Raw genomic sequence first — 23825 nt, forward strand, 5'->3', positions numbered from 1 at the left:
TCATGCCTCCACACCTAGGTCACCCGTTCCGCGGCCCGGACTACCTCCCCGGTCCGCCACCCTCGAACTCCGTCACCCCGGCCTCCGCCTCGGCTCCCCCCTCTCCGGCGGCGGCACCTCGGGCCGGGGTGACGGACGCCCCTCCGACGCAACCGACGACGGCGGTCCAGCCGAAGCAGCCGGGGAGGCTCGGCCGCCGTGGCTTCCTGCTCGGCTCCCTCGCGCTCTCCCTCGCCGCGGGCGGGGTCGCCGGTGCGGTGACCGGATCGCTCGACTCCGGCGCAGACAGGCCGGTCGAGCTGCCTCAAGCGGCCGCCCCGCCGGCGGCCGCCGAGGGGTCGATCTCCGCTGCGGCGGCGAGTGTTCTGCCGGGGGTTGTTTCGGTTCGGGCGGGTCGGGCCACTGGGTCAGGGTTCGCGGTGGACCAGCAGGGACACGTGGTCACCAACGCGCATGTCGTCGAAGGAGCGAGTGATGTATCCCTGGTCCTGTCGAACGGACGTACTGTCGACGCGGATGTCGTCGGTTCCGATCCGGACAACGACCTCGCCGTACTCCAGGTCTCGAGTGCCGATGCCGAGGGCCTGCGCGCGCTCACGCTCGGCCGGTCCGCACAGTTGCGCGTCGGCGACCCGGTCCTGGCCGTCGGTTCACCGCTCGGACTGGAAGGGACGGTGACGGCGGGCATCGTCAGTGCCGTCGACCGCCAGGCCCGCTTCGGCGACAACAACACCAGGCAGTCCGCGATCCAGACCGATGCCGCCATCAACCCCGGCAATTCCGGCGGGCCGCTGGTGAACGCCGCCGGTCAGGTCGTCGGCGTCAACACCGCCATCGCCACCCTCGGCAACTCCCGCTCAGGCAACATCGGCATCGGCTTCGCGATCCCGGTGGACCGGATGACCACGATCGTGAAGAACTTATTGGACTGAAGACCCCTACAGTTGGTGGATGGTGTACTTCGGTGGGCTGCTCGGACTGATCGGGCTACTGACGCTCGTCCTTCGGGACGGGGACGTGATCGGGTTGCCGGCGTGGGTCGTCGGCGCCGGACTGCTGGTGCTCGGGGTCGGGATCGGTGCGCTGGGCGTGGTCCGGCGGCGAGTGGTCCGTCGGCGCAAGATCGCCCGTGGCGAGCCCGTCCCGGTCGGGAACGTGCTCGAGCGCGCCCAGGCGCTGCCCAGGCTCCTGCGAGAGACCCGCCAGGGCACGTACGGCGACCTCCCGAAGAGCCGCATCACCTTGTGGCTGGTCGCGCTGGTCTACCTGATCTCACCCATCGACATCCTCCCGGACCTCCTCCCCGTCATCGGAGTCACTGACGACGCAGGCGTAGCGGTCTGGCTGCTCACCAGCGTCTCGACCGCCGCAGGCCTGTACCTCCGCCGCGAGCGCGACCAACTGCCCGGGACCACGACCGACCCGCAAGGACCGCGAGGAGCCCGCCGGCCACGCCCATGACCCCAACGGCCCGCGCGGGCGAACTCAGCTCGGCCAGCACCCCGGCAACAGCGACCCCGAGCCCCTGCGAGGCCTGCAACCCCGCTGACGCCAGCCCGACCACCTGCCCGCGCTGAGCATCCGGCACCAACCGCACGAACATCGCGTGCACCAGCATCGTGTACGACGACAGCACGCCGACCAGCGTCCATAGTGCAATCGCCCCCGGCACCGACGGATACACCGCACTGACCGCCAACGGCACCGCGGACACCACCGCGAGCGGCCCCAAAGACCGTTCCCGCCACGCAACCGGCAGCCATCGAGTCAGCAATAGCGAACCCAGCATCGCCCCCACCGGATCGGCCGCCATCAACAGCCCGACCGCCGCATCCCCGGTGCCCGTCTCAGCGGCGTACGCGGTCGCAAGGCCCTCCGGCGCCACATAGAACCCGTACAAATACAGCAATCCCAGCAGCGCCCGCAGCCGTCGATCGCCCCAGATCACCCGCACCCCAGCGGTCACCGACCGACCAACCGTCCGCGGCGCTCCACCCGTCGGCCGATGTAACCCCACGCCGACCCGCACCAGCGTCGCCGACACCAGGAACGTCACCGCATTGATCCCCATCGCGACGTGCGACCCGGTCAGAGTCACCAACACTCCACCGACCGCGAACCCGACCACCTGCACAACACTGTCGGTAGCCCCGGCGAGCCCGACCCCGACGACGTACCGGTCGCCTTCCAGCACGTTGGGCAGAATCGCGTTCCGCGCCGCGCTGTACAGCGGCTGCAGACTCACCACAGCCACCACCAGCACCGCCAGTACGACGAGCGGTACGCCGGGAATCGCCATCACCGCCACCAACCCGGCCCGGGTGAGCTCCGTCGTCACCATCACCCGCCGCCGCGGGAACCGATCCGCCAGCCCGGTCAGCAGCGGCGCACTCACCAACGGCGGCAGCAGCGACAACGCGTACGTCGCCGCTGTCAGCAGCGCGGAACTGGTCCGGTCGAACACGAGGATCGCGATCGCGACGCGGGCGAGCTGATCGCCGAGGCGCGACTGCGCGTGGGCGATCCACAGTGCCCGGAACTCGGCCACGCCCACGACGTCCCGAACAGTCGGCCGCTGGTCCATGGACGGAAGCTAGGTCGACCTTCTTACAGATCGCTGTCAGCCGGGATTGAAAGCGACCTGAAAGCAGCGGCGGCCAGACTCACCGGAACATCAAGTCGTGGAAGGAGGTGCAGCCATGCGCGATCGTGACCTGAAGGCCCCGAACAAGGACTGGTGACAGCCCGCGGGTGCGGGTCCTAGGACGTCCCGCACCCGTCGGCCGGGTTGCGGCGTACCCAGTCGGCCAGGTCGTCGGCGGCTTCCTCGGGGTTCTCGTAGGCGAACAGTTGCAGGGGATCGGTCGGGGCGGACGGCTCGGCGAGACGGTTGGCGGCGGCAACGAGTTCCTGTGCGGCTGCCAGGACTCGTGATGCCTGGTCCGCGGCCTCCGCGGGATCCTCCAGGGACAAGGCGGCGCGGGCGAGATCGACGACCTCGCAGGCCTGGTAGGCCATCGCGAGCTGGGCCCGGTTCATCGGAACGCCCGGACGAAGAAGAGCGCGGTCATCGCGACAGCTGTGGTCAAGACCAGCGCGCGAAGGACTGTCGCGGGCAGTCGCCGCACGAGGTGGGCACCGGCGTACCCACCGAAGACGGCGCCGGCCAGGAGGGCGACCAACTGCCACGGTTGCGCCAGAACGTCTGCGGCAAAGACGAAAACGATCGCAGCCGTCAGGTAGACGGCGGCGACCTGGATCACCCGCAGTGGGTTGCCGCGGGCCGGGTCCAGCGACGTCGTCGCGGTCCAGAAGGCGAGCATCATCAGCCCGACCGCGCCGCCGAAGTACCCGCCGTAGATCGACAGCACGAACTGCCCGACCAGGATCGCCACCGGCCCCGGCGTACCGAGCCGCAGCGCCCGGGTCAGCCGCCGGCCGAACGCCAGTACGACGGTTGCGAACGCCAGCAACCACGGCACCGCCGCCTCGAATGATGCCGATGGCAACAACAACAGCAGGGCCGCACCGATCGCGCCGCCGAACACACTCGCCAGCGTCACCGCGGGGATCGACGGCCGGGCGAGCCCTTCGATCTCGCGCCGGTAGACCCACGCGCTGGTCGCGTTCCCCGGCAGCAGCGCCACGGTCGTGGTCGCGTTCGCGGTGACCGGCGGCATCCCGGCCGCGACCAGGGCGGACAGTGCCACGAAGCTCCCGCCGCCACCGACGGCGTTCAGCGCGCCGGCCGCGACACCGGCGAGGAGGATGAGCAGCACCCTTCGAGGATCAGGGCTCGACCTGTCACCGCACAATGCGCGATCCACGAACCCAGCCTTAGGCTGAGACGTAGGCTTAGCCCATGCGGTACGACCTGGACGATCTCAGGCTCTTCACGTACGTCGCGGCCGAAGGCTCGATCACCGGCGGTGCGCGGGTGATGCACCTCAGTCTGCCTTCGGCCAGTGCGCGGGTCAGAGCCCTCGAAGCGCAGGCCGGCGTCCCGTTGCTCATCCGCGAGCGCCGCGGCGTCCGGCTCACCCCCGCGGGCGCCACCCTGGCCCGGCACGCTCGCGAGGTTCTGGCCGAGACCACCCGCCTCGACAGCGCGGTCGCGTCGTACGCCGTCTCCCGCACGGCCCCGATCCGCCTGGTCGCCGGTGGTTCCGCGATGCACCAGCTCGTCCCGGTCGCGCTCGCCACGTTCCTCCGCGACCACCCCGAGTACGACGTGAACGTGCACGAGCGCCGGACCGTCCGCAGTGTCCGCCTGCTCGCCGCCGGGGAGGCCGACCTGGGCGTCATCCTCGACGACGAACCGACCGCGCTCCGGACCGAACCACTCGCCGACGACTCCCTGGTCGTGATCGGCCAGGCCGGCGGCACCCTCTCCGGCCGCACCTCGATCGCGTACGCCGAAGTCGCCGAACATCCCCTGGTCGGTCTCGACCGCAACTCGCCACTCACCCAGTGGATGGACGAACGCCTCGGCCCGCACGCCCCGGCTCCCCGCTACCGCACTGTCGTACCGACCCTGCACACCCTGATCACGCTGGCCACCGCTGGTGCAGGACTGGCGATCGTCCCGCGCCGAGCCGTCGCCGCGATCGCCTCGATCGACATCTGCCCGTTGCAGGACTCGTGGTCCACCCGCGCCCACCTGCTCTGCTACGCCACCGACGCCCCTGAGCCCGCCCACCTCCTGGCAACCCACTTGCACGCGGCAGCTAGCGTGCAGCCATGAGCGTGCCCGACATCCCGTTGCAGGCCTTCAGTGCGCTGTTGCACAGCGAGAACATCGCGACCGTGTGCCGGGCGCTGAACATGTATCAGGTAGCCGCGGCGTACACCCGGCTGAGTGGTGGCAACCCGCTCGAGCCGCTCGGTGGTGAGGTCCGGGTGGTCGCGCGCCGGATCCTGTCCGGCCCACCCGTCGAGGGTGACCAGGAGACCCCGGCCGGGTTCGACCATGTGAGTGCACTGAATGTGCTGAGCAGCCTTGCCCAGCCAGAGGATGGCGAGCTGATCGCCCGCGTTCTCGCAACCACCACCAACGACCAGGTCAAGGCAGTCGCACAGCTCGCGGCCGCCGCTGTACCTACCGAGGAGACGAATGCCCGCCCTGACAGTGACTGAAGCTCGTGAGCGTGCCGCCGGGTTGACGGTGCGATCCGCCGAGATCGCGTTCGATCTGACTGGCGGCGAAACGACCTTCGGGGTGGTGAGCACGCTGCGGTTCGCGGCCACCACCCAGGCGAGCTGGGTGGACGTGAAGCCGGCGCGCTTGATCAGCGTCGTACTGAACGGGCAGTCCCTCGACGTCGCCGCCCTCGACGACGGCCGGTTCCCGCTGAGCGGGCTGCAGGCGGAGAACGAACTCGTGGTGAGTGCCGAGCTGAAGTACTCCGTGGACGGCGAGGGCCTGCAGCGATCCGTCGATGCGGCCGACGGGCGTGTGTACACGTACGGCATGTCGTCGCTCGAGTCAGCGCCGCGCTACTTCCCGTGTTTCGACCAGCCCGACCTCAAGACGCCGTACACGATCTCGGTGAAGTGTCCCGAGGACTGGGTGGTGATGGGCAACGGCGCGGCCACGCAGACCGGGCCGGGGGAGTGGCGGCTCGCGGAGACCAAGCCGCTGTCGACGTACTTCGTCACGCTCGTCGCCGGGCCGTATCACCAGATCCGGAGCGAGCACGACGGGATCCCGCTCGGCCTCGCCTGCCGGCAATCCCTCCAGGAGTCGCTGGAGCGCGACGCCGAGGATCTGTTCCGAACCACTGGGGAAGCGTTCGACGAGTACCACCGGATGTTCCGGCAGCGGTACCCGTTCGGCGAGTACTGGCAGGTCTTCGTGCCCGACTTCAACCTCGGCGCGATGGAGAACCCGGGCTGCGTGACGTTCGCCGACCACCTGGTCTTCCGCGGTCAGGCGACCGAGGCGGAACGGAGTACGCGGGCCCGGATCGTCGTGCACGAGATGGCGCACATGTGGTTCGGTGACCTGGTGACCATGCGCTGGTGGAACGACATGTGGCTGAACGAGTCGTTCGCCGAGTACATGGCGCACCGGGTGTCCGAGGACGCCACCAGCTACGACGACAACTGGACCGACTTCGCCTTCGTGCGCAAGTGGTGGGGGCTGCAGACGGACCAGAGCAGCTCCACCCACCCGGTCGCCCCGGACAGCCTGAAGGACGCGCGCCAGTCGCTCGACGACTTCGACGGGATCTCGTACGCCAAGGGTGCCGCCGTACTCAAGCAGCTGGCGAAGTACCTCGGTGACGAGGTCTTCCTGAAGGGCGTGAACGCGCACCTGGAGGCGCACGAGTACGGCAACGCCGACCTGCACGAGTTCATCGCGAAGCTCACCGAAGCCGGTGCCAAGGATCTGGACACGTGGTCCGATCAGTGGCTGCGGACGTCCGGCCTGGACACGATCACGGTCGAGCGCACCGCCACCGGCGTCGTCCTGCACCGCCGGAGCCCCGACAGCTCACGCCGCCTGCACAAGCTGAGCGTCGGCGGGTACGACGAAACCGGCGCCGGCTCGATCGTCGACGTCGTCCTCGACCAGGACACCGTGGAAGTTGCACTCGGCAACGATTATGCGGTGATCGTGCCGGATGCGAACGACGACACCTGGGCGAAGATCCGCCTGGACGCCACCAGCCTCGCCAACCTCTCGGACGTGTTGCCGAAGATCACCGACGGCACGACCCGCGCCGTGATCTGGAACGCGATCCGCGACGCCACCTTGAACGCCGAGCTGGATCCCCGGCAGGCGCTCGACCTCTTCCTCACCACCCTCCAGCACGAGGACAGCGACATCGCTGTCGGCTCGCTGGTCCGGTGGATCGAGGAGCGCGTCCTCGGCAGCTATGTGGAGTACGACGAGTATCGCGGCCCTGTCGCGGATGCCCTCGGCAACAAGTTGGCGAGCACCGAGCCGGGCAGCAGCCTGCAGTTGATCACCGCCCGTGGATTCATCGCGACCACGGACGACGCGGCGCTCCTGAAGTCCTGGTTGGACGGCTCCGGTGCCCCGGCCGGCTTGGTGATCGACGCGGATCTGCGCTGGTCGCTGGTGCTCCGATTGGTCCAGTTGAACGCGTTCGGCGCCGCGGAGATCGACGCCGAGCTCGCGCGCGACACGTCGACCGAAGGCGTCAACCACGCCGCCCGCTGCCGGGCCGCGTTGCCGGACGGCAAGGAGGCCGCTTGGACGCGGATCATGACCGATCCGGCGATCGGGGTGAAGGAGTTGCTCGCCGCGGCCGAGGGCTTCTGGCATCCCGGTCAGGCCGCGCTCACCGCGCCGTACGTCGGTCGGTTCTTCACCGATATCGCGCAGACGACCGAGATCCGCTCCGGCATGGTGGTCGGGCTGACCGTGCAGCGGATCGCGCCGCGGTACGCGGTCGACGCGGGACTGATCGTCCCGGCCCAGGCGCTGGTCACCGACGAGACCGTCGGCCCGGCCATTCGCCGGCAGACCGCCAACTTCCTCGACGACCTCCGTCGGGCCGTGGAGGTACGCCGCACCTACGGGTAGTCTGATTACGCAGAGTGTCGCCCCGAGCCCGAGGAGTCACCAAATGCGTCTGATCAGGTTCCTTCTCGTGCTCGGGTTCCTTACCGTGGTCGCCCCACCGGCGATCGCGGTGGACCCGGCGCCGGTGGACTCGGTCGCGGTCGTGCGGGCGCGGCTCGAGACGATCGCCGGGCTGCGGATCGAGAGCGGGCAGCTGATCAACGGCAAGCCGTTCTTCGTGCTGTGGTTCAAGCAGCCCGTGGATCAGCATCATCCGGACGGCGCACAGTTCGAGCAGCGGATCACCCTGTGGCACAAGGGTTTCGACCGCCCGACCATCCTGCAGACAACCGGGTACGCCGGCGTCGCCGGAGCCTTCACCGCCGAGCCGACCCGCCTCGTCGACGGCAACCAGCTCAACGTCGAGGAACGCTTCTTCGGCAAGTCGACTCCGGCGACGAAGGACTGGACGAAGCTCGACCTCTGGCAGGCCGCGACCGATCACCACCGCATCGCCCAGGCCTTCAAGGCCCTGTACGACGGTAAATGGGTCTCGACCGGAGCCAGCAAAGGCGGGATGACGTCGGTCTACCACCGCCGCTTCTACCCGACCGACGTGGACGCAACGGTCGCGTACGTGGCACCGCAGGACGTCGTCAACGAGCAGGACTCGTACGTCGACTTCATCCAGCACGTGGGGACCGATGCCGCCTGCAACGATGCGCTCCGGACCGTCCAGCGGAACGCGTTGTATCACCGCGCCACGCTGCTCCCGATGCTGGTGAAGCTAGGGCTGAAGTACGACCAGAGCTTCGGAACGGCCGACCGCGCTTTCGAGGCCGCGGTGCTCGACACGCCGTTCAAGTTCTGGCAGTACCATTCGCAACTGAGCTGTCTGCTCGTCCCGGGCCGCACTGCCACGGACCAGCAGTTGTTCAGCTTCATCGACGAGATCGCCGACTGGTCGTCGTACTCCGACTCGGGCATCGCGCCGTACCTGGCGTACTACTACCAGGCGGCCGCCCAGCTCAACTGGCCGGACGTCGCCACCGGTACGACGTGGCTCAAAGGACTCCTGCACTACCGGGAGGCAGGTGCCGCCACCGCCTCGGTCCCGGCCGCGATCGAACCGAAGCACGATGCCAAGGCACTCGAGGACGTAGACCGGTGGGTGAAGACCTCCGCGACCCGGATGCTCTTCGTGTACGGCGAGAACGACCCGTGGAGCGCGGAGAAGTTCGAGCCTGGCCCCGGGACGCGCGACTCACATTGGTACACGGTCCCCGCCGGCAATCACAACGCGGAGATCGCCGGTCTGCCCGCGGCTCCCCGGGCCGAGGCCACGAAGATTCTGCGGGGCTGGGTCAGCGGACCGTGAGGCGTTCGGCGACGGCCTTGCGGGCCTGGTGGATGCGGGCTTTCACCGTGCCCAGCGGTACGTCGAGCTCGTCGGCGATCTCGGCGTACGTCATCGCGCCCAGATCACGCAGGACCAGCGGCTGGACCAGCTGGGGATGGCTGGACTCGAGGGATTCGAGCGCCTCGAGCAGGTCCAGCCGGGAACCCGCGATCACCGAGGTCGTCCGCGGGTCGACCGACTCGGGGAGGATCTCGGCGGACTGCTCGACCGCGCGCCGCTTCAGCGAGCGGTAGGTCTGCCGGGCCTGGTTGGTGGCCACGATCGTGACCCAGCCGGCGAAGCTGCCGGTGCCCTTGAAGGTGTGGATCTTGTTCGCCACCTGGAGCAGGGTGTCCTGGACCGCCTCCTCGGCGTCCTCACGGTGGGGCAGGAACTTGGCCACCCGTCGCTGCACCTGCGGACGGATCGCCTGCAGGATTTGTGGCACGACCGACTGGTCCCCCGTCGCCGCTCGGGCTGCGAGTTGTTCCAGTTCCTCGTTCATACTCCCCCAGGGTCAATACGCCGATACACCCGGCTGTGCATGACAATAGCCGGGATGGATGTCATCGGACGGTACCGGTTACAGGACAAGATCGGCGCGGGCGCGTTCGCGACCGTGTGGCGTGGGTACGACGACGACCTCGATGTGGACGTCGCCGTCAAGATCCTCGCCGACAACTGGGCGTCGCGTGCCGACGTCCGGGAACGCTTCCTGTCCGAAGCCCGATTGATGCGCCGGATCGCCAGCGACCGGGTGGTCCGGGTCTTCGACCTCGGCAAGCTCCCGGACGGGCGTCCGTACTTCGTGATGGACTACGTCGGCGGTGGCACGCTCGGCGACGTACTGCGGCATGGGCCGCTGGATGTCGTGGATGCGTTGTGGTGGGGAGCGGACCTGGCCCGGGCGGTCGCCGCATTGCACAACGAGGGCGTCGTACACCGTGATGTCACCCCGGCGAATCTGCTGCTCCGGGCCAACCAGGGCGGCGAGTCCGGCGGCGGCACGCACCGGATCGTGCTGGCCGACCTCGGGCTGGCGAAGCGGGCCGCGGAGGCCTCCGGACTGACCCAGGCCGTCGGTACGCCGTCGTACATGGCGCCCGAGCAGGGGCGGGGTGATGGCGGCTTCGACGAGCGGGCGGACATCTACGCGGTCGGCGCGGTGACCTACGCGCTCATCACCGGGCATCCGCCGTACAACGCGGCCTCGATCGGGGACGTGCTCAACCGCGACCCGGATCTGCCGCCACCGAGCCTGCGCCCGGTGCTGCACGAGTCGATCGGCGCCCTCGACGACATCATGGCCCGGACCCTGGCCTACCGGGTGCCCGAGCGATGGGAGCGGGCCGACAGCCTCGCGGAGCACCTCGAGGCGGAGGCCTACCGGCTGGAGCAGGAGGCGCCGCTACGCGCCGAGGAGCGGACCAGCATCACCGACAACGAGCTCCCGACCACGGTCGCCACCGACCCACCCGTACGCCGTCGCCGGAAGATGCGGGCGTGGTTCCTGCTGGCCCTGCCGGTCGCGTTCGTCCTGGCCGGCGTCGGCGGCTGGTTCCTGTTCGGCCAGTGACTGAAAGGCTTCTGATTGCATAGAGTAGTCGTATGACTACTCACTGCAGTCTTGTGGTGCTCGCCCTGCTTCCATTTCTCATCACGCCGACCGCGTCAGCCGCGTCGCCGGTGGCGAGCTTCGCCTGCCGAGCGGACACCAAGTTCGGCCGTCAGCAGCTGTCATTGCGGCAGGGGGTCGACGCCAAGGCGCCCGCGACCGTGCGGCCCAACAGCCGCTTCACGATCGCCGTCGATCTTCAGCCCGGCTCCCTGCCCGGCGACGTCAAGGGCTTCAAGCTCCAGGAGGTCCGCGACCTCGCTCTCCGCGTGCCCGTACCGGCCAACTCGTCGTACGTCAGCGCCAAACTCACCGGCGGCTCCGGCCTCAACTCCACTCCTACTGTCCAACTGGACGGCAGCGTCGTGGTGATCAAGGTCCCCGGTCCGATCCCCGGTGGCGCCAGCTACCAACTCCCCACCCTCACCGTCCGGTTGAAGGCCGGCCGTCGCGGCGCCGCCATCGAGACCAGGGTGAAGGGCTCCAGCTACGACGACCCCGGCCTCACCCTGCAGGCCAAGATCAAATGGAAGTTCCTCACGATCACCGCGCCGGTCGCCTGCTATCCCGATCCGAATCCGGCGCTGACCAGGACGGTCGTCCGCTAGTAGGTGACGGTGATCCGTTCGGCGGCTGGGTCGATGCGGACCTGGCCGCCGTACGGGAGGACCTGCTGCGGGTCGGTGTGACCGATGTCGAGGCCTTTGACCACGACGGCCGACGGGTTGTACTCCATCAGCGCCCGGTCGACGGCGAGGTACTGGCCGGTGACGTAGGCGACGGACTCCTCGGCGGTGAACCGATGGTCGAGGGACCACGACTTGGGCCGCGCCCACAACACCGCGTCGAAGCGTTCCAGCAGTCCGCGCTCGCCGAAGTTGCGGAGGATGCGGTAGACCATTTCGGAGTTCGGGAGCTCCTCGCTGGTCTCGAGGAAGAGCACGCCGCCGTACGAGTCCGTCGGCAGCATCCAGCGGTTCGCGGACAGTTGCCAGTCGAGGATCTCCAGGCAGCCGCCCCAGAGCCTTCCGCTGACCGGCGCCGAGCCCTGCCAGGTCCACCCGGTGCCGGGGAACATCGGCGGCTCGGTCTCCAGATTGACTGGGTCGGCCCAATCGCGGTCGTGATCGGTCCAGCCACTGGCTGGGGTCAGCTCGAAGTCGCCGGGCGTGAAGAGGGCAGCGCGAAGCGAGCGTTCGCTGTCCGGGTGCATCGCGCCGCCGCGGCCGAACTGCACCATCACGCTGCCGCCGTGGAAGGCCGGCAACCCCAACGAATACAGGAAGTTGAGCAGGTTCGTGTTGTCGCTGTACCCGAAGAACGGCTTCGGGTCCGCCTGGAAGATGGCCGGCTCGAGATGCTTGAGCACGGTCAGCTGATCGTCGCCACCGATACTCGCGATCACCGCACGGATGGTCGGATCGGACCACGCCGCATGCAGGTCGGCGGCGCGCTCCTGCGGCGTCGTCCCGAGCTTGCGGGTGGTCGGATACTCCACCGGCTCCAGTCCGAACGACCGGAGCCGTTCGAGCCCCAGTTCGTACGGCGCCGGAAAGAGTTCGGGCAGTCCACCGGACGGCGAGACGATCGCGACCCGGTCACCAGGCTGGACCATTCAGACGCCGATCGGGTGCCAGACGGTCTTCAGTTCGAGGTACTGCGTGAGCCGGGACAGGCCCGGTGACTCGGTCCAGTCCTCCTCGGCCGGACGGCGTACCCGCTTGAGGTTGTCCGCGGCCGCGGCCTCCAGGTCACGTGCTTCGTCCGGGTCCTCGATACCGCAGAGGTCGATCGCGTTGACGTCCATGTGCGACGCCAGCCACGGACCGACCTCGGAGGCCGAACCGGTGAGGAGGTTGACCACACCACCCGGTACGTCGGAAGTCGCCATCACCTCGCCCAGCGTCACGGCCGGCAGCGGACGCTCGAACGACGAGACCGCGACCACCGTGTTGCCGGAGACGATCGCCGGCGCGATCACGCTGGACAGTCCCAGCAGGCTGGAGTCCTGCGGCGCCAGCACCGCGACCACACCGGTTGCCTCAGGCAACGAGAAGTCGAAGTACGGGCCGGCCACCGGGTTGCTGGACCCGACCACCTGGGCCAGCTTGTCGGCCCAGCCGGCGTACCAGACCCAGCGGTCGATCGCCGCGTCCACGATCGCACGGGCCTTGCTGATCGACAGGCCCTCGGACAGCGAGACCTCCGAGCTGAACTGCTCGTGCCGGCCCTCCATCACCTCGGCGATGCGATACAGCACCTGCCCGCGGTTGTACGCCGTCTTCGCGGACCAGCCGCCGAACGCCTTCCGGGCCGCGACGACCGCGTCCCGGGCGTCCTTGCGGGAGGCCTGCGACGCGTTCGCCAGGAACTTGCCCTTGGCATCGTTCACGACGTACGAACGGCCGGACTCGCTACGTGGGAAAGCGCCGCCGATGTAGAGCTTGTAGGTCTTACGGATCTCGAGCCGAGAAGAATCCTTAGTGGGCAAGGTAGGCCTCCAGGCCGTGACGGCCGCCTTCGCGGCCGTAGCCCGACTCCTTGTAGCCGCCGAACGGCGAGGTCGGGTCGAAGCGGTTGAACGTGTTGGCCCAGACCACGCCGGCGCGCAGCTGGTTCGCCATCCAGAGGATCCGGGAGCCCTTGTCGGTCCAGATCCCCGCGGACAGCCCGAACGGGGTGTTGTTCGCCTTCTCCACCGCCTCCTGCGGCGTGCGGAAGGTGAGCACGGACAGCACCGGCCCGAAGATCTCCTCGCGGGCGATCCGGTGGGCCTGCGAGACCCCGGTGAAGACGGTCGGCGGGAACCAGTAGCCCTGCGGCGGCAGCTCGCACTCCGGCGACCAGCGCTCGGCGCCCTCGTCCTCACCGACCTGGGACAGCTCGCGGATCTTGGCCAGCTGGGCCGCGGAGTTGATCGCGCCGATGTCGGTGTTCTTGTCCAGCGGGTCGCCCACGCGCAGTGTGCCCATCCGGCGCTTCAGCCGGGCCAGGACCTCGTCGTACACACTCTCCTGGACCAGCAGCCGCGAACCCGCGCAGCAGACGTGACCCTGGTTGAAGAAGATGCCGTTGACGATGCCCTCGATGGTCTGGTCGATCGGCGCGTCCTCGAAGACGATGTTCGCCGCCTTGCCGCCGAGCTCGAGCGTGACCGCCTTGTCCGTGCCGGCGACCGACTTGGCGATCGCCCGACCGACGGCGGTCGAACCGGTGAAGGCGACCTTGTTCACGTCCGGGTGCTCGACCAGCGCCTGACCGGTCCGGCCGGCGCCGGTGACGATGTTCACCACACCCGGCGGCAGATCCGCCTGCTGGCAGATCTCCGCGAACGCGAGCGCGGTCAGCGGAGTCGTCTCGGCCGGCTTCAGTACGACGGTGTTGCCGGCGGCCAGCGCCGGGGCGATCTTCCACGCCAGCATCAGCATGGGGAAGTTCCACGGGATCACCTGACCCGCGACACCCCACGGCTGCGGGTCGTCGCCGACTCCGGCGTACTCGAGCTTGTCGGCCCAGCCCGCGTAGTAGAAGAAGTGCGCGGCCACCAACGGGATGTCGACGTCACGCGACTCGCGGATCGGCTTGCCGTTGTCGAGCGACTCCAGCACCGCCAGCTCACGGGCGCGCTCCTGGATCAACCGCGCGATCCGGAACAGGTACTTCGCCCGGTCCCGGCCGGCCATCGGGCCCCAGACCTTCTCGAACGCCTTGCGGGCGGCCCGAACGGCCTTGTCCACATCGGCCGGTCCGGCCTCGCTGACCTCGGCGAGGACCTCCTCGGAGGCCGGGGAGACGGTCTTGAACGGTTTGCCGTCCGTCGCGTCGGTGAACTGGCCGTTGATGAACAGCCCGTACGACGACTTGATGTCGACGATGGCCCGCGACTCGGGGGCCGGTGCGTACTCGAATCTGCTCATGCCTGTCAGTCCAAGGTGAAGTAGTCGGGGCCGGCGTACTGCCCGGTGGCCAGCTTGGTGCGTTGCATCAGCAGGTCGTTCAGCAGGCTGGATGCTCCGAACCGGAACAGCTCCGGGTCCAGCCAGTCCGGTCCGGCCGTCTCGTTGACCGTGACCAGGTACTTGATCGCATCCTTCGCGGTCCGGATGCCGCCGGCCGGTTTGACGCCGATGTGCAGGCCGGTGGCCTCGTGGTAGTCGCGGACCGCCTCCAGCATCACCAGCGTCACCGGCAACGTGGCCGCGGGAGACACCTTGCCGGTCGAAGTCTTGATGAAGTCCGCGCCGGCCAGCATCGCCAGCCAGGACGCCCGGCGGACGTTGTCGTAGGTGACCAGCTCGCCGGTCTCCAGAATCACCTTCAGGTGCGCGTCTCCGGCGGCCTCACGGATCGCGGCGATCTCGTCGAAGACCAGACCGTACCGCCCGGAGAGGAAGGCGCCGCGGTCGATCACCATGTCGACCTCGTCGGCACCGGCCGCGACCGCGTCCTTGGTGTCCTGGATCTTGATCGCGAGGCTGGAACGCCCGCTGGGGAAGGCGGTTGCGACACTCGCGACGTTGATCCCCGAGCCGCGCAGCTCGTACTTCGCCGTCGCCACCAGGTCCGGGTAGACGCAGATCGCCGCGACCTGTGGCGCGGTCGGGTCGGCCGGGTCGGGCCGCTTTCCCTTCGCACACAGGGCCCGCACCTTGCCGGGGGTGTCCTGGCCTTCGAGCGTGGTCAGGTCGATCATGCTGATCGCCAGGTCCAGCGCGTACGCCTTCGCGGTGGTCTTGATCGACCGGGTGCTCAGTGTGGCGGCCCTGGCCTCGGCGCCGACCTGGTCGACGCCCGGCAGGCCGAGCAGGAACCGGCGCAGCCGGTCCTCGGACGAGGTCACGTCGGCCAACGAGTCGACGCCGCTGTCGAGAGTGGTCACCTCAGGCAGTCTAGTGCCGTTCTGCATGGCCAGTTACTTTGTGCTGGTGAAGTTGACATCGCCGGAGTCCGAGCAGTACCTGTCGACGTCGAACCGGATCACCGGGTGGCTGGTGATCGGGGTCGGGGTGCTTGCGCTGATCGACATCGTGGTGGAGTGGCGCACCGCGAGTGGTGTGCTGGTCGGGAGCATCATCGGCATCCTGATGATGCTCGCGTACGTCGGCCTGATCCGGCCGTCGGTCACCCTCAGCCCCGAACACATCCTGCTGCGTAACCACCTGCGGGACCACCTGGTGCCGTGGAGCAAGGTGACCGGCGTCGACGTGACCGACATCCTCCGTGTGCATGTCGGTGACAACCGGCTGCGCGCTCCTGGCGTCGTACTCGTCATGCGTGACCTCAGGAAGCAACGAGTGGGCGGTGCCAAGCTCGCCGCCGACAGCTCGGTCTCCCGCGCCGACTTCGTCGTCGACCGGATCGAGTCCCACATGAACCAGTACGGCGACCAGTCCGGCGGGGAGCAGGTCACCGCGTGGGCCCGGCCGGAGCTGATCGTCATCGGTGTGCTCGCGGTCGCCGCCGTCGTGGCGGCGCTGGTCCGCTGAGCCCGGCGCGGATGCGGCTGTCCCGTCGCGCCCTCCTCCGTACCGGCGCCGCCGCCACTGCTGTAGGTGTAGCAGCCGTCACCGGCCTGGAGACAGGGATTGTCCCCGGCCGCGGCCGGGTGCACGACGTCCTCGGCTTGAGCGGCCCGGATGGCGTCGTACCCGATGTCCCGGCCGGTCCGGTGGTTTCGGGCACGTTCGCGTCGAAGGCTCGCCGTACGACGGTCGGCTACAGCGTCATCTATCCCCACGGACACGCACCCTCCGCGCAGTTGCCCGTCGTACTGGTGCTGCACGGCCGGGGTGGCGATCACACGTCGGCCGTCAACGATCTGGGCATCGATCGCTACCTGACCGCCGCCGTCCAGGCAGGTACGCCGCCCTTCGCCCTGGCGACTGTGGACGGCGGGCGCGACAACTACTGGCATGCCCGGGCCAGCGGCGACAATCCGGTCTTCATGCTCGACCAGGAACTGTTGCCGCTGTTGGCGAAGCGGGGGTTGCGTACCGACCGCTACGGCCTGTTCGGCTGGTCCATGGGCGGATTCGGCGCCCTCCTGTTCGCCGCACGCGACTCCGCGGTGGCGGTGGGAGCGCTCAGCCCGGCGCTCTACCGCCATTACGGGGACGCCGCGGCCGGTGCCTTCGACGACGCCCAGGATTTCGCCGGCAACCAGGTCCGCGGCGACGGCTTGAAGGATGTTGCCGTACGCATCGATTGTGGCCGGGACGACCCGTTCGCGGACGCCGCGCGGGAGCTCCGGACCGAATTGAGCGCCGCGGGTGGGCAGCAGGCCGGGGCGCATACTCCCGGGTACTGGCGGAGGATGTTGCCCGATCAGTTGAGATTTCTCGGCGCGAAACTGGTGCGCTGAGCGGAACTGTGGCGTACTTCGCTACGTCAGAGCACGTGTCCACCCCCGGGATGAACCCCTGTTCACCCCAGGATGGGCATGACAGGTCCCTTCATCATTCGAGAGTGGAGTCATGGTCAACCTCTCCCGTACCACCCTGCGTGGACTGGCCGGCGCCGCAGCCGTTGCCGTTTTCGCAGCTCTGGCCCTTCCGAACGCTCAGGCCACCACCCAGGCGGACCCTGTGGTCTACCCGGCCCTGCCGCAGCCGGCCGCGACGCCGAACATGTCGGTCAGCGAGCCGCCGGCCGGTGACGGTCTGACCACCAAGTCCTCGCTGACGAACGTGGTCCGTTACAACAAGATCTACAAGACCCCGCCGGTCACGCCGTCGAAGTGCAAGGAGGTGAACGTCTCGCTGCGCACCCAGGCGGGCGTCGCGTCCTACGCCACCAAGCTCTGGACCTGCATGTACGCGGCGTGGGCCGTCCCGCTGAAGGCGGCCGGTGCGGCGTACAAGATCAAGCCGGGGCTGTCTGTTCACAGCGGCACCAAGATCAACACCGGTTGTGGGATCCTCTACAACACCACCGGCTACTACTGCAGCGCGAACCACGGCACCATCTACATCCCGGCCGCGCAGATCATGAACACCTGGAAGCAGAACCCGACCTACGCCCGTGCGTGGCTGACCCAGATGGTCGGGCACGAGTACGGTCACCACATCCAGTACCTGACCGGCATCCTGAGCGCGTCGTCGCAGCGCCGGGCGGCCTTCAGCACGAACGCCGCGAAGCTCGAGGAGAGCCGTCGTCTCGAGCTGCAGGCGTCCTGCTTCAGCGCCGCCTACATCGGCGCCGACAAGCGGTACTACCCGATGAGCGGCGGTCTGCTGACGCAGTTCAACTACCTCGTCACCCACATGGGCGACCAGCCGGGTCACGCCCGTGACCACGGTGCACCGAAGAACCACGCGTTCTGGTCCACCATGGGCTTCAACGCCAAGCACACCTACACCGTCGCGGGCAACTGCAACACGTACGGCGCCTCTTCGGCGTACGTCGCCTGACCGGTCAGTGCCGTAAGGTCCGATAAGACGTAACTCAGCCGCCCGGGACGCGTTGGCGTACCGGGCGGCTGTTGCGTTTTGGAGACACCTGCACGATCTGCGATCGTGTGGTTACTTGTTTCGGGGCCGCACGCCTTAGAGTTCTGAGTCGAGCGTCGAACGGCAGGAGTCAAGGACTGTGAACTACGACGAGTTCAACACCGAGTACGCGAAGGTGCTGGACAAGATCAAGAGCGGCCGGTGCAGCTGGTCGGAGCTGTCCGGTCATGTCACCCGGCTGCGCCAGGCGACCGCCGGCATCACCGAGCCGGTGGAGCGGACCCAGATCGACCACGACCTGGCCGCGCTGAGCCAGATGGTCGACATGTCCCGGCGCACCAACGACAAGGAAGACGTCTGGACGGTCACGTCGGACGCGATCCGCAAGGCCAGTAGCCAGGAGGGTTCGGTCGCGGACCGGATCGCCCGGATCGAGGCGAGCATCAACGACATCGTCAGCCTCGCCAACCGGAACCCGGACGAGCGGGACGCGCTGATGCAGTCGACCAGCACGCTGCGCATCCTGCACTCCTCGCTGCAGAGCTCACTGCGCAGCGAAGAGGCCGAAGCCGCGGCAGCCGCAGCCCGCTGATCTTCCGGGAGCTACCCGCCAGGTGCTCCTAGATCCCCAGCGTGGTCGAGAGTGCCTGCTTGATGCCGGTCAGGTCTTCACCTGCCCGGCTGCGGGCACTCGCCACGTCCGACCCGGTCACCGGTACGACGACCTCCAGGTAGCACTTGAGCTTCGGCTCGGTCCCGGACGGCCGGACCACCACCCGGGCTCCGTCGGACAGCGTGTACCGCAGGCCGTCCGTGGGCGGCAGCGTCTCGGTTCCCTCGTTCAGGTCGTCGACCCGCTCGACCGTGTGACTCCCCAACTCGGTGGGGGGAGTGGCGCGGAGTCGGCTCATGGCGGACTGGATGAGGGACAGGTCGTCGACCCGGACCGACAGCTGGTCGGTGGCGTGCAGGCCGTACTTCACGGCCAGATCGTCGAGCAGATCCTGCAGCGTGCGTCCCTCGGCCTTGGCCCCGGCGGCCAGCTGCAGTACGCGGACCAGCGTCGAGACCCCGTCCTTGTCCTTCACGGCCTCCGGGTCGACGCAGTACCCGAGCGCCTCCTCGTAGCCGAAGACCAGCTCCGGCACCCGCCCGATCCACTTGAACCCGGTCAGCGTCTCGACGTACCGGACGCCGTACGATGCCGCGATCTTGCCGAGCAGGGACGACGAGACGATCGAGCAGGCGGCGACTCCGTCGGGTTGCGACGAGAGCAGGAATTCCCCGAGTAGTCCGCCCAGCTCGTCGCCGCGCAGCATCCGCCAGCCACCGGTCGCCGAGGCGTCCGGGATGGCAACCGCGCACCGGTCCGCGTCCGGGTCGTTCGCGACCGCGATGTCCGCGTCCACCGACCGGGCCAGCTCCAGGGCGGCGTCGATCGCGCCCGGCTCCTCCGGGTTCGGGAACGACACGGTCGGGAAGTCCGGATCCGGGTCCGCCTGCGACGCCACCACCGCCGGTACGGCGAACCCCGCGCGAGCGACCGCGCCCTCGACAAGGGTCCGCCCGACGCCGTGGAGGGGTGTGTAAGCGACGTTCAGGTCCCGTGGCGCATCCTCGGGCACGAGCTCGGCGATGCGGTCCAGATAGGCGTTCAGCAGGTCGTCGCCGGCCGACTGCCAGTCTTTCCCCCGCGGCACCGAGTCCAGCGCGCCGATCGCCGCGATGGCGGCCGCGATCTCCGCGTCCGCGGGCGGGACGATCTGCGAGCCGTCGCCCAGGTAGACCTTGTAGCCGTTGTCCTGGGGTGGGTTGTGCGACGCGGTCACGACCACCCCGGCCACGGCCTTCAGATGCTTGATCCCGAAGGCAACTACCGGGGTCGGCGTCGGCCGATCCAGCAGTACGGCGTCCAGTCCGGCCCCACGCACCACGGCCGCCGTGTCCTGCGCGAACACGTCGGACTTGTGGCGGGCGTCGTACCCGATCAGGACCGGGCCGGTGGTGAGGCCTTTGGCCTTCAGGTAGGCGCAGAGGCCGGCGGCGGCGCGGATCACGACCACCCGGTTCATCCGGTTCGGCCCGGCGCCGACGGCTCCGCGGAGTCCCGCCGTACCGAACTCGAGGGTGCCGGCGAAGCGGTCGGCCAGCTCAGCGGTCTCACCGGCCGCCAGGAGCTTCTGCAGCTCGGCGCGGGTGTCGGGGTCTGGGTCTTCGCTCAGCCAGGCTTCGGCGGCGCTCCGGAGGTCATCGGTCACCTCCGCACGATAGCTAATGCGGGGACGACGGGCAGGAGCTAATGCCCGGACGACTGGCAGGGCCTTGCGCGCAGGTCGGCGACGTAGTCGTCGGGTGCACCGGCCGCCTCGGCGGCCTCAGCGAGGATGCCGAGGTAGCGGGCCGAGGGGAGACCGCCCTCGTAGGCGTTCAGGACGTACATCCAGGCCAGTTGCTCGCCGTCCAGGGTCATCACCCGGACCTGGATCTTGCGGTAGACGCCCTGGTCGATCCACTCCCACTCGTCCAGGCGCTCGACGTCCTTGGGGTGGATGTCGTACATGGCGACGAAGACCTGGTTGTTCGGGTCGGCCGGGTCCTCGACCACGGTGGCCATCGCACCCTCCCAGCCGAGCTCCTCGCCACCGAAGGTGAGGCGCCAGCCGGTGATCCAGCCGGTGCCGCGCAGGGGCGAGTACGGGCACCGCTCGGCCATCAGGTTCGGGTCCAGATTCGACGCAAACGCGGCGTACAGGGTCACGGAGACACAGGATACGGAACAATGGCCTCTCGTGGCGCGAGTTGTGATCATCGGAGGCGGTCCCGGCGGGTACGAAGCGGCCAGTGCGGCCGCCCAGCTCGGGGCGGAGGTGACGGTCGTCGATTCCGACGGGATCGGCGGTTCCGCCGTGCTCACGGACTGTGTCCCGAGCAAGACGTTGATCGCCACCGCCGAGGTGATGACCGAGGTGGAGGAGGCCGGCGAGCTGGGCGTCCGGCTGGACGACGGTGACGACGATCCGGCCAACTCGGTCCGGGTCGATCTCTCGGTCGTCAACAAGCGGGTCAAGGCGCTCGCGGCGGCCCAGTCCGACGGGATCACCCGACGGCTGGACGGTGACAAGGTCCGGATCATCCAGGGTCGCGGCCGGCTGGACGGGCCGGAGCGGGTGGTGGTCGGCGACGAGCGGCTGGATGCCGATGTGATCCTGATCGCCACCGGAGCAAGGCCTCGCATCCTCAAGGGCTCCGAGCCGGACGGCGAGCGGATCCTGACCTGGGAGCAGGTCTACGAGCTCGAGGAGCTGCCGGAGCGGCTGATCGTGGTCGGGTCCGGGGTGACGGGCGCGGAGTTCGCGAGTGCGTACGACGCGCTCGGCAGTGACGTCGTACTGGTGTCTTCGCGGGACCGGGTGCTGCCGGGAGAGGACGCGGATGCGGCGGCTGTCCTGGAGGACGTGTTCAAGCGGCGCGGGCTGACGGTGCTGGGCAAGTCCCGGGCCGAGTCGGTACGGCGGCAGGGTGACGGGGTCGTGGTCACGCTGACAGACGGGCGGACGGTCGAGGGATCGCACGCACTGCTCGCGGTCGGATCGCTGCCGAACACCGATGACATGAATCTGGTCGAGTCGGGCGTGTCGCTGACCGACGGCGGGTTCGTGCAGGTGGATCGGGTGTCGCGGACCACGGCTCGTGGGGTCTATTCGGCCGGTGACTGCACCGGCGTACTCATGCTCGCCTCGGTCGCCGCCATGCAGGGCCGGATCGCGATGTCCCACGCGCTCGGCGACGCGGTCGCCCCGCTGGACCAGTCGACGGTGTCGTCGAACGTCTTCACCGCCCCCGAGATCGCCACCGTCGGGCTGACGCAAGCGGTGGTTGACGCCGGCGGCAGTACGGCGATGGTCGTGAAGGTCCCGCTGGCCGACAACGCGCGCGCCAAGATGCAAGGCGTCCGAGACGGTTTCGTAAAACTCTTCTGCCTTCCCAACACCGGAATCATCGTCGGCGGGGTAGTAGTAGCCCCCCGGGCCAGCGAGCTGATCCACCCCATCTCCCTCGCGGTAGGCGCCCGCCTGACCGTCGACCAGATGGCCCAGTCCTTCACCGTCTACCCCTCCGTCTCCGGCTCCGTAGCCGAAGCGGCCCGTCGTCTCCACCTCCGGAGCTGAGATGAAGTTCCTCGTGTTGTGGCGGATGGAGTTGAGTCTGTTGTCGCCTGAGATGGCTCGGGCGGTGGGAGCCATGCCGGAGTACGGGGAGCGGCTGGAGCGGGAGGGGAAGGTGCTGGCGCGGTATCACGTGGTGGGTTCGCACGGTGGGGCGTGGATCTATCAGGTGGACTCGCACGAGGAGTTCGAGCGGTTGCTCGGGCGGGCGCCGGTGTTCAACTTCGCTCGGTACACGGTGCATGCACTGGCTGAGATGGATTCACCGCGGTCGGGCGATTGACGCGGTCGCGGCGCCGGTGGATCGTGACTGCAGGGGGTGTCCATGTTCGAGGACCGCACCGACCTGGCCGTTGATCGTCATCTGGTCGTCAGCCATCGTCTGCGCGCCCGCAGACTGCAGCTCGGCCTGACCCAGAAGCAGCTCGTCAGCCGGTTGGCCCGCCGAGGGATCCGCACCACCAACAAGACCCTTTCCAGCTTCGAGCACGGCGCCGGCGTCGACGTGGTCCGGCTGCCCGAGCTCGCCGCCGCGCTCGACTGCACCGTCACCTATCTGCTCGGCCTGACCGAGGACCCGGACCGCTGGGAGCCCGACCGGTCCGGCAACTCAGACCACCGGCCGGCCATCCTCAGCACCCCGAAGGTCGGGCAGCCCGACGGTCACTGGATCCTCGGCCCGGATATCCCGGCCCGTCCGCGCAGACGCTGATTCACCAGCCCCAGGTGGTACGCCGAATAGTGGCGTAAGGCAACCAATTGGTCCGGGGTCAGCCGGTCGCAGACCCAGCCCCAGTGCAGCGAGACCCACTCGCCCGGATTCAAGCGCTCGATCAGGTTCACCCCGTCGAAGCCCCGGATAGCGGTCTCCTGGCAGGGCAGACCGAGACTGAGCTCGCCGCCGTCCCACACCAGCGGGCGTGACTCCACCACGACATGGTCGGTGGTGTCCGCGATCACCCTGCCCCACCGGATCCGGCACTGGTCGAGCACCTGGAGCGCATGCTCCGTACGGCGTTCGTCCAGCAGCAGATTCGCCCACGGATACAGGCAGAACACCTGGAAACTGTGATGCGGCAAGCCGCCCTGGTCGTTCGCGGCCCGGTCCAGCAGGCGATTGCCGACCCAATAGGCCTCGACCACCTCCTGGTCGAGCGGATCCGCCGTACCGGTGGCCGCGGCGATCACGCTCAGCTGCGGCCAGGCGCCCTCGAACTGCTTCGCCAGCTTGCGGAACCCCTTGCCGCTGCGGCCCAGCGCGCCGTACTCGAGTAGCGAGCCGGCGTCGGCAGGACCGCAGTACCCCAGGCGGTTGGGCGCGAACGCGTACCGGACGAACAGCGCCGGCCCGCTCACAGCTCGGCTCCGAAGAACGCGAGCGCGTCCGCGGCACGCTCCGGCGACATCCGCTCGAGTGCGAAACCGCTGTGGATCAGCACGTACTCACCGGGCACCAAGGGTCCGTCTACCAGGGACACGTTGATGTCCCGGACGACTCCGGCCACCTCGACCTTGCCGAGGTCCGCGCCATCCGGGCAGTCGACCACCCGGCCCGGGATCCCCAGGCACATCGGTCTACATGTCTCTCAGCCGGAGATACCGGCGCATATCCTCGACCCCGTAGTAGCCGACTCCGACGAGGATCAGGAGCACGACTCCCATC

Annotated in this window: 27 protein-coding genes; 15 read left to right on the forward strand and 12 right to left on the reverse strand. The window is 68.7% G+C overall.

The features are described 5' to 3' along the window. Positions 1–2: 2 nt before the first annotated feature. Entirely contained in the window at positions 3–932 is a 930-nt protein-coding gene (locus tag AB0L70_RS16495; RefSeq protein ID WP_363684676.1) for a trypsin-like peptidase domain-containing protein, read from the forward strand. Between the two features lie 19 nt (positions 933–951). Next, the gene (locus AB0L70_RS16500) at positions 952–1461 is read left to right on the forward strand and encodes a YkvA family protein (protein WP_363684678.1); all 510 of its coding nucleotides are present in this window, start codon (positions 952–954) and stop codon (positions 1459–1461) included. Here the strand turns inward: AB0L70_RS16500 and AB0L70_RS16505 are convergent. The 3 genes from AB0L70_RS16505 to AB0L70_RS16515 form a co-directional block, all read right to left on the reverse strand. After that, on the reverse strand, positions 1349–2584 hold the full coding sequence (locus tag AB0L70_RS16505) for an MFS transporter (RefSeq protein WP_363684680.1): 1236 nt from the start codon (positions 2582–2584) through the stop codon (positions 1349–1351). The two genes, AB0L70_RS16500 and AB0L70_RS16505, sit on opposite strands and share 113 nt — an antisense overlap. Before the next feature lie 176 nt (positions 2585–2760). Continuing rightward, complete coding sequence (locus AB0L70_RS16510; protein ID WP_363684682.1) at positions 2761–3039, reverse strand: hypothetical protein; 279 nt, start codon at positions 3037–3039, stop codon at positions 2761–2763. Further along, the gene (locus AB0L70_RS16515; protein ID WP_363684684.1) at positions 3036–3779 is read right to left on the reverse strand and encodes a sulfite exporter TauE/SafE family protein; all 744 of its coding nucleotides are present in this window, start codon (positions 3777–3779) and stop codon (positions 3036–3038) included. Before AB0L70_RS16515 ends, AB0L70_RS16510 begins: the two co-directional genes overlap by 4 nt. Positions 3780–3862: 83 nt before the next feature. On the opposite strand from AB0L70_RS16515, the gene AB0L70_RS16520 reads away from it, so the two are divergent. From AB0L70_RS16520 to AB0L70_RS16535, 4 genes are read left to right on the forward strand one after another with little or no spacing between them, the layout of a single operon-like run. Then, entirely contained in the window at positions 3863–4744 is an 882-nt protein-coding gene (locus AB0L70_RS16520) for a LysR family transcriptional regulator (protein WP_363684686.1), read from the forward strand. After that, complete coding sequence (locus AB0L70_RS16525; protein ID WP_363684688.1) at positions 4741–5136, forward strand: hypothetical protein; 396 nt, start codon at positions 4741–4743, stop codon at positions 5134–5136. Before AB0L70_RS16520 ends, AB0L70_RS16525 begins: the two co-directional genes overlap by 4 nt. Then, positions 5114–7555: an aminopeptidase N gene (gene pepN / locus AB0L70_RS16530; RefSeq protein WP_363684690.1), complete on the forward strand. Its 2442-nt coding sequence runs from the start codon at positions 5114–5116 to the stop codon at positions 7553–7555. The genes AB0L70_RS16525 and pepN overlap by 23 nt, the downstream gene beginning before the upstream one ends. Before the next feature lie 43 nt (positions 7556–7598). Next, positions 7599–8912 (forward strand): S28 family serine protease, encoded by a 1314-nt coding sequence (locus AB0L70_RS16535; protein ID WP_363684692.1) that lies wholly within the window; start codon positions 7599–7601, stop codon positions 8910–8912. Here AB0L70_RS16535 and AB0L70_RS16540 read toward each other — a convergent pair. Further along, positions 8899–9438 (reverse strand): RNA polymerase sigma factor, encoded by a 540-nt coding sequence (locus tag AB0L70_RS16540; protein WP_363684694.1) that lies wholly within the window; start codon positions 9436–9438, stop codon positions 8899–8901. The genes AB0L70_RS16535 and AB0L70_RS16540 overlap by 14 nt on opposite strands. Positions 9439–9492: 54 nt before the next feature. On the opposite strand from AB0L70_RS16540, the gene AB0L70_RS16545 reads away from it, so the two are divergent. Together AB0L70_RS16545 and AB0L70_RS16550 are read left to right on the forward strand one after the other, a co-directional pair. Continuing rightward, positions 9493–10509 (forward strand): serine/threonine-protein kinase, encoded by a 1017-nt coding sequence (locus AB0L70_RS16545; RefSeq protein ID WP_363684696.1) that lies wholly within the window; start codon positions 9493–9495, stop codon positions 10507–10509. Between the two features lie 32 nt (positions 10510–10541). Next, positions 10542–11156 carry a hypothetical protein gene (locus AB0L70_RS16550; RefSeq protein WP_363684698.1) on the forward strand — a complete coding sequence of 205 codons (615 nt, stop codon included), beginning with the start codon at positions 10542–10544 and terminating at the stop codon, positions 11154–11156. On the opposite strand, the gene AB0L70_RS16555 is transcribed toward AB0L70_RS16550, so the two are convergent. Genes AB0L70_RS16555 through deoC form a run of 4 tightly spaced genes read right to left on the reverse strand, consistent with a single transcriptional unit; the run spans position 11153 to position 15427 of the window. Continuing rightward, a complete protein-coding gene (locus tag AB0L70_RS16555; RefSeq protein WP_363684700.1) occupies positions 11153–12163 on the reverse strand; it encodes a S66 peptidase family protein in 1011 nt (336 codons plus the stop codon). The two genes, AB0L70_RS16550 and AB0L70_RS16555, sit on opposite strands and share 4 nt — an antisense overlap. Beyond that, positions 12164–13039 (reverse strand): aldehyde dehydrogenase family protein, encoded by an 876-nt coding sequence (locus AB0L70_RS16560; RefSeq protein ID WP_363684702.1) that lies wholly within the window; start codon positions 13037–13039, stop codon positions 12164–12166. After that, entirely contained in the window at positions 13029–14465 is a 1437-nt protein-coding gene (locus tag AB0L70_RS16565; protein ID WP_363684704.1) for an aldehyde dehydrogenase family protein, read from the reverse strand. The genes AB0L70_RS16560 and AB0L70_RS16565 overlap by 11 nt, the downstream gene beginning before the upstream one ends. Positions 14466–14470: 5 nt before the next feature. Beyond that, on the reverse strand, positions 14471–15427 hold the full coding sequence (gene deoC / locus AB0L70_RS16570) for a deoxyribose-phosphate aldolase (protein ID WP_363684706.1): 957 nt from the start codon (positions 15425–15427) through the stop codon (positions 14471–14473). Positions 15428–15473: 46 nt separating this feature from the next. Between deoC and AB0L70_RS16575 the strand changes: the two genes are divergently transcribed. The 4 genes from AB0L70_RS16575 (at position 15474) to AB0L70_RS16590 (ending at position 18588) form a co-directional block, all read left to right on the forward strand. Then, positions 15474–16034 carry a PH domain-containing protein gene (locus AB0L70_RS16575; RefSeq protein WP_363684708.1) on the forward strand — a complete coding sequence of 187 codons (561 nt, stop codon included), beginning with the start codon at positions 15474–15476 and terminating at the stop codon, positions 16032–16034. A gap of 11 nt (positions 16035–16045) precedes the next feature. Then, positions 16046–16909, forward strand: coding sequence for an alpha/beta hydrolase-fold protein (locus tag AB0L70_RS16580; protein ID WP_363684710.1), 864 nt, complete (start codon positions 16046–16048; stop codon positions 16907–16909). 112 nt (positions 16910–17021) lie between these two features. Beyond that, positions 17022–17957, forward strand: a complete 936-nt coding sequence (locus AB0L70_RS16585; protein WP_363684712.1) for a neutral zinc metallopeptidase — start codon at positions 17022–17024, stop codon at positions 17955–17957. Between the two features lie 178 nt (positions 17958–18135). Further along, positions 18136–18588, forward strand: a complete 453-nt coding sequence (locus tag AB0L70_RS16590; protein WP_363684714.1) for a hypothetical protein — start codon at positions 18136–18138, stop codon at positions 18586–18588. Between the two features lie 28 nt (positions 18589–18616). Here AB0L70_RS16590 and AB0L70_RS16595 read toward each other — a convergent pair whose 3' ends face one another. Together AB0L70_RS16595 and AB0L70_RS16600 are read right to left on the reverse strand one after the other, a co-directional pair. Further along, a complete protein-coding gene (locus AB0L70_RS16595; RefSeq protein ID WP_363684716.1) occupies positions 18617–20254 on the reverse strand; it encodes a phospho-sugar mutase in 1638 nt (545 codons plus the stop codon). Between the two features lie 38 nt (positions 20255–20292). Then, positions 20293–20754 carry a gamma-glutamylcyclotransferase gene (locus AB0L70_RS16600; RefSeq protein WP_363684718.1) on the reverse strand — a complete coding sequence of 154 codons (462 nt, stop codon included), beginning with the start codon at positions 20752–20754 and terminating at the stop codon, positions 20293–20295. Between the two features lie 31 nt (positions 20755–20785). Between AB0L70_RS16600 and AB0L70_RS16605 the strand changes: the two genes are divergently transcribed. From AB0L70_RS16605 to AB0L70_RS16615, 3 genes are read left to right on the forward strand one after another with little or no spacing between them, the layout of a single operon-like run. Continuing rightward, entirely contained in the window at positions 20786–22165 is a 1380-nt protein-coding gene (locus tag AB0L70_RS16605) for an NAD(P)H-quinone dehydrogenase (RefSeq protein ID WP_363684720.1), read from the forward strand. 1 nt (position 22166) lies between these two features. Next, positions 22167–22445 carry a muconolactone Delta-isomerase family protein gene (locus AB0L70_RS16610; protein WP_363684722.1) on the forward strand — a complete coding sequence of 93 codons (279 nt, stop codon included), beginning with the start codon at positions 22167–22169 and terminating at the stop codon, positions 22443–22445. Positions 22446–22487: 42 nt separating this feature from the next. After that, positions 22488–22874, forward strand: coding sequence for a hypothetical protein (locus AB0L70_RS16615; protein WP_363684724.1), 387 nt, complete (start codon positions 22488–22490; stop codon positions 22872–22874). On the opposite strand, the gene AB0L70_RS16620 is transcribed toward AB0L70_RS16615, so the two are convergent. Together AB0L70_RS16620 and AB0L70_RS16625 are read right to left on the reverse strand one after the other, a co-directional pair. After that, positions 22826–23518: a DUF6390 family protein gene (locus AB0L70_RS16620; RefSeq protein ID WP_363684726.1), complete on the reverse strand. Its 693-nt coding sequence runs from the start codon at positions 23516–23518 to the stop codon at positions 22826–22828. The genes AB0L70_RS16615 and AB0L70_RS16620 overlap by 49 nt on opposite strands. Further along, a complete protein-coding gene (locus AB0L70_RS16625) occupies positions 23515–23733 on the reverse strand; it encodes a HypC/HybG/HupF family hydrogenase formation chaperone (RefSeq protein WP_363684728.1) in 219 nt (72 codons plus the stop codon). Before AB0L70_RS16625 ends, AB0L70_RS16620 begins: the two co-directional genes overlap by 4 nt. Positions 23734–23825: the final 92 nt, after the last annotated feature.

This window comes from Kribbella sp. NPDC051952 (genome assembly GCF_040680855.1).
In the GTDB taxonomy this organism is placed as follows: Bacteria; Actinomycetota; Actinomycetes; order Propionibacteriales; family Kribbellaceae; genus Kribbella.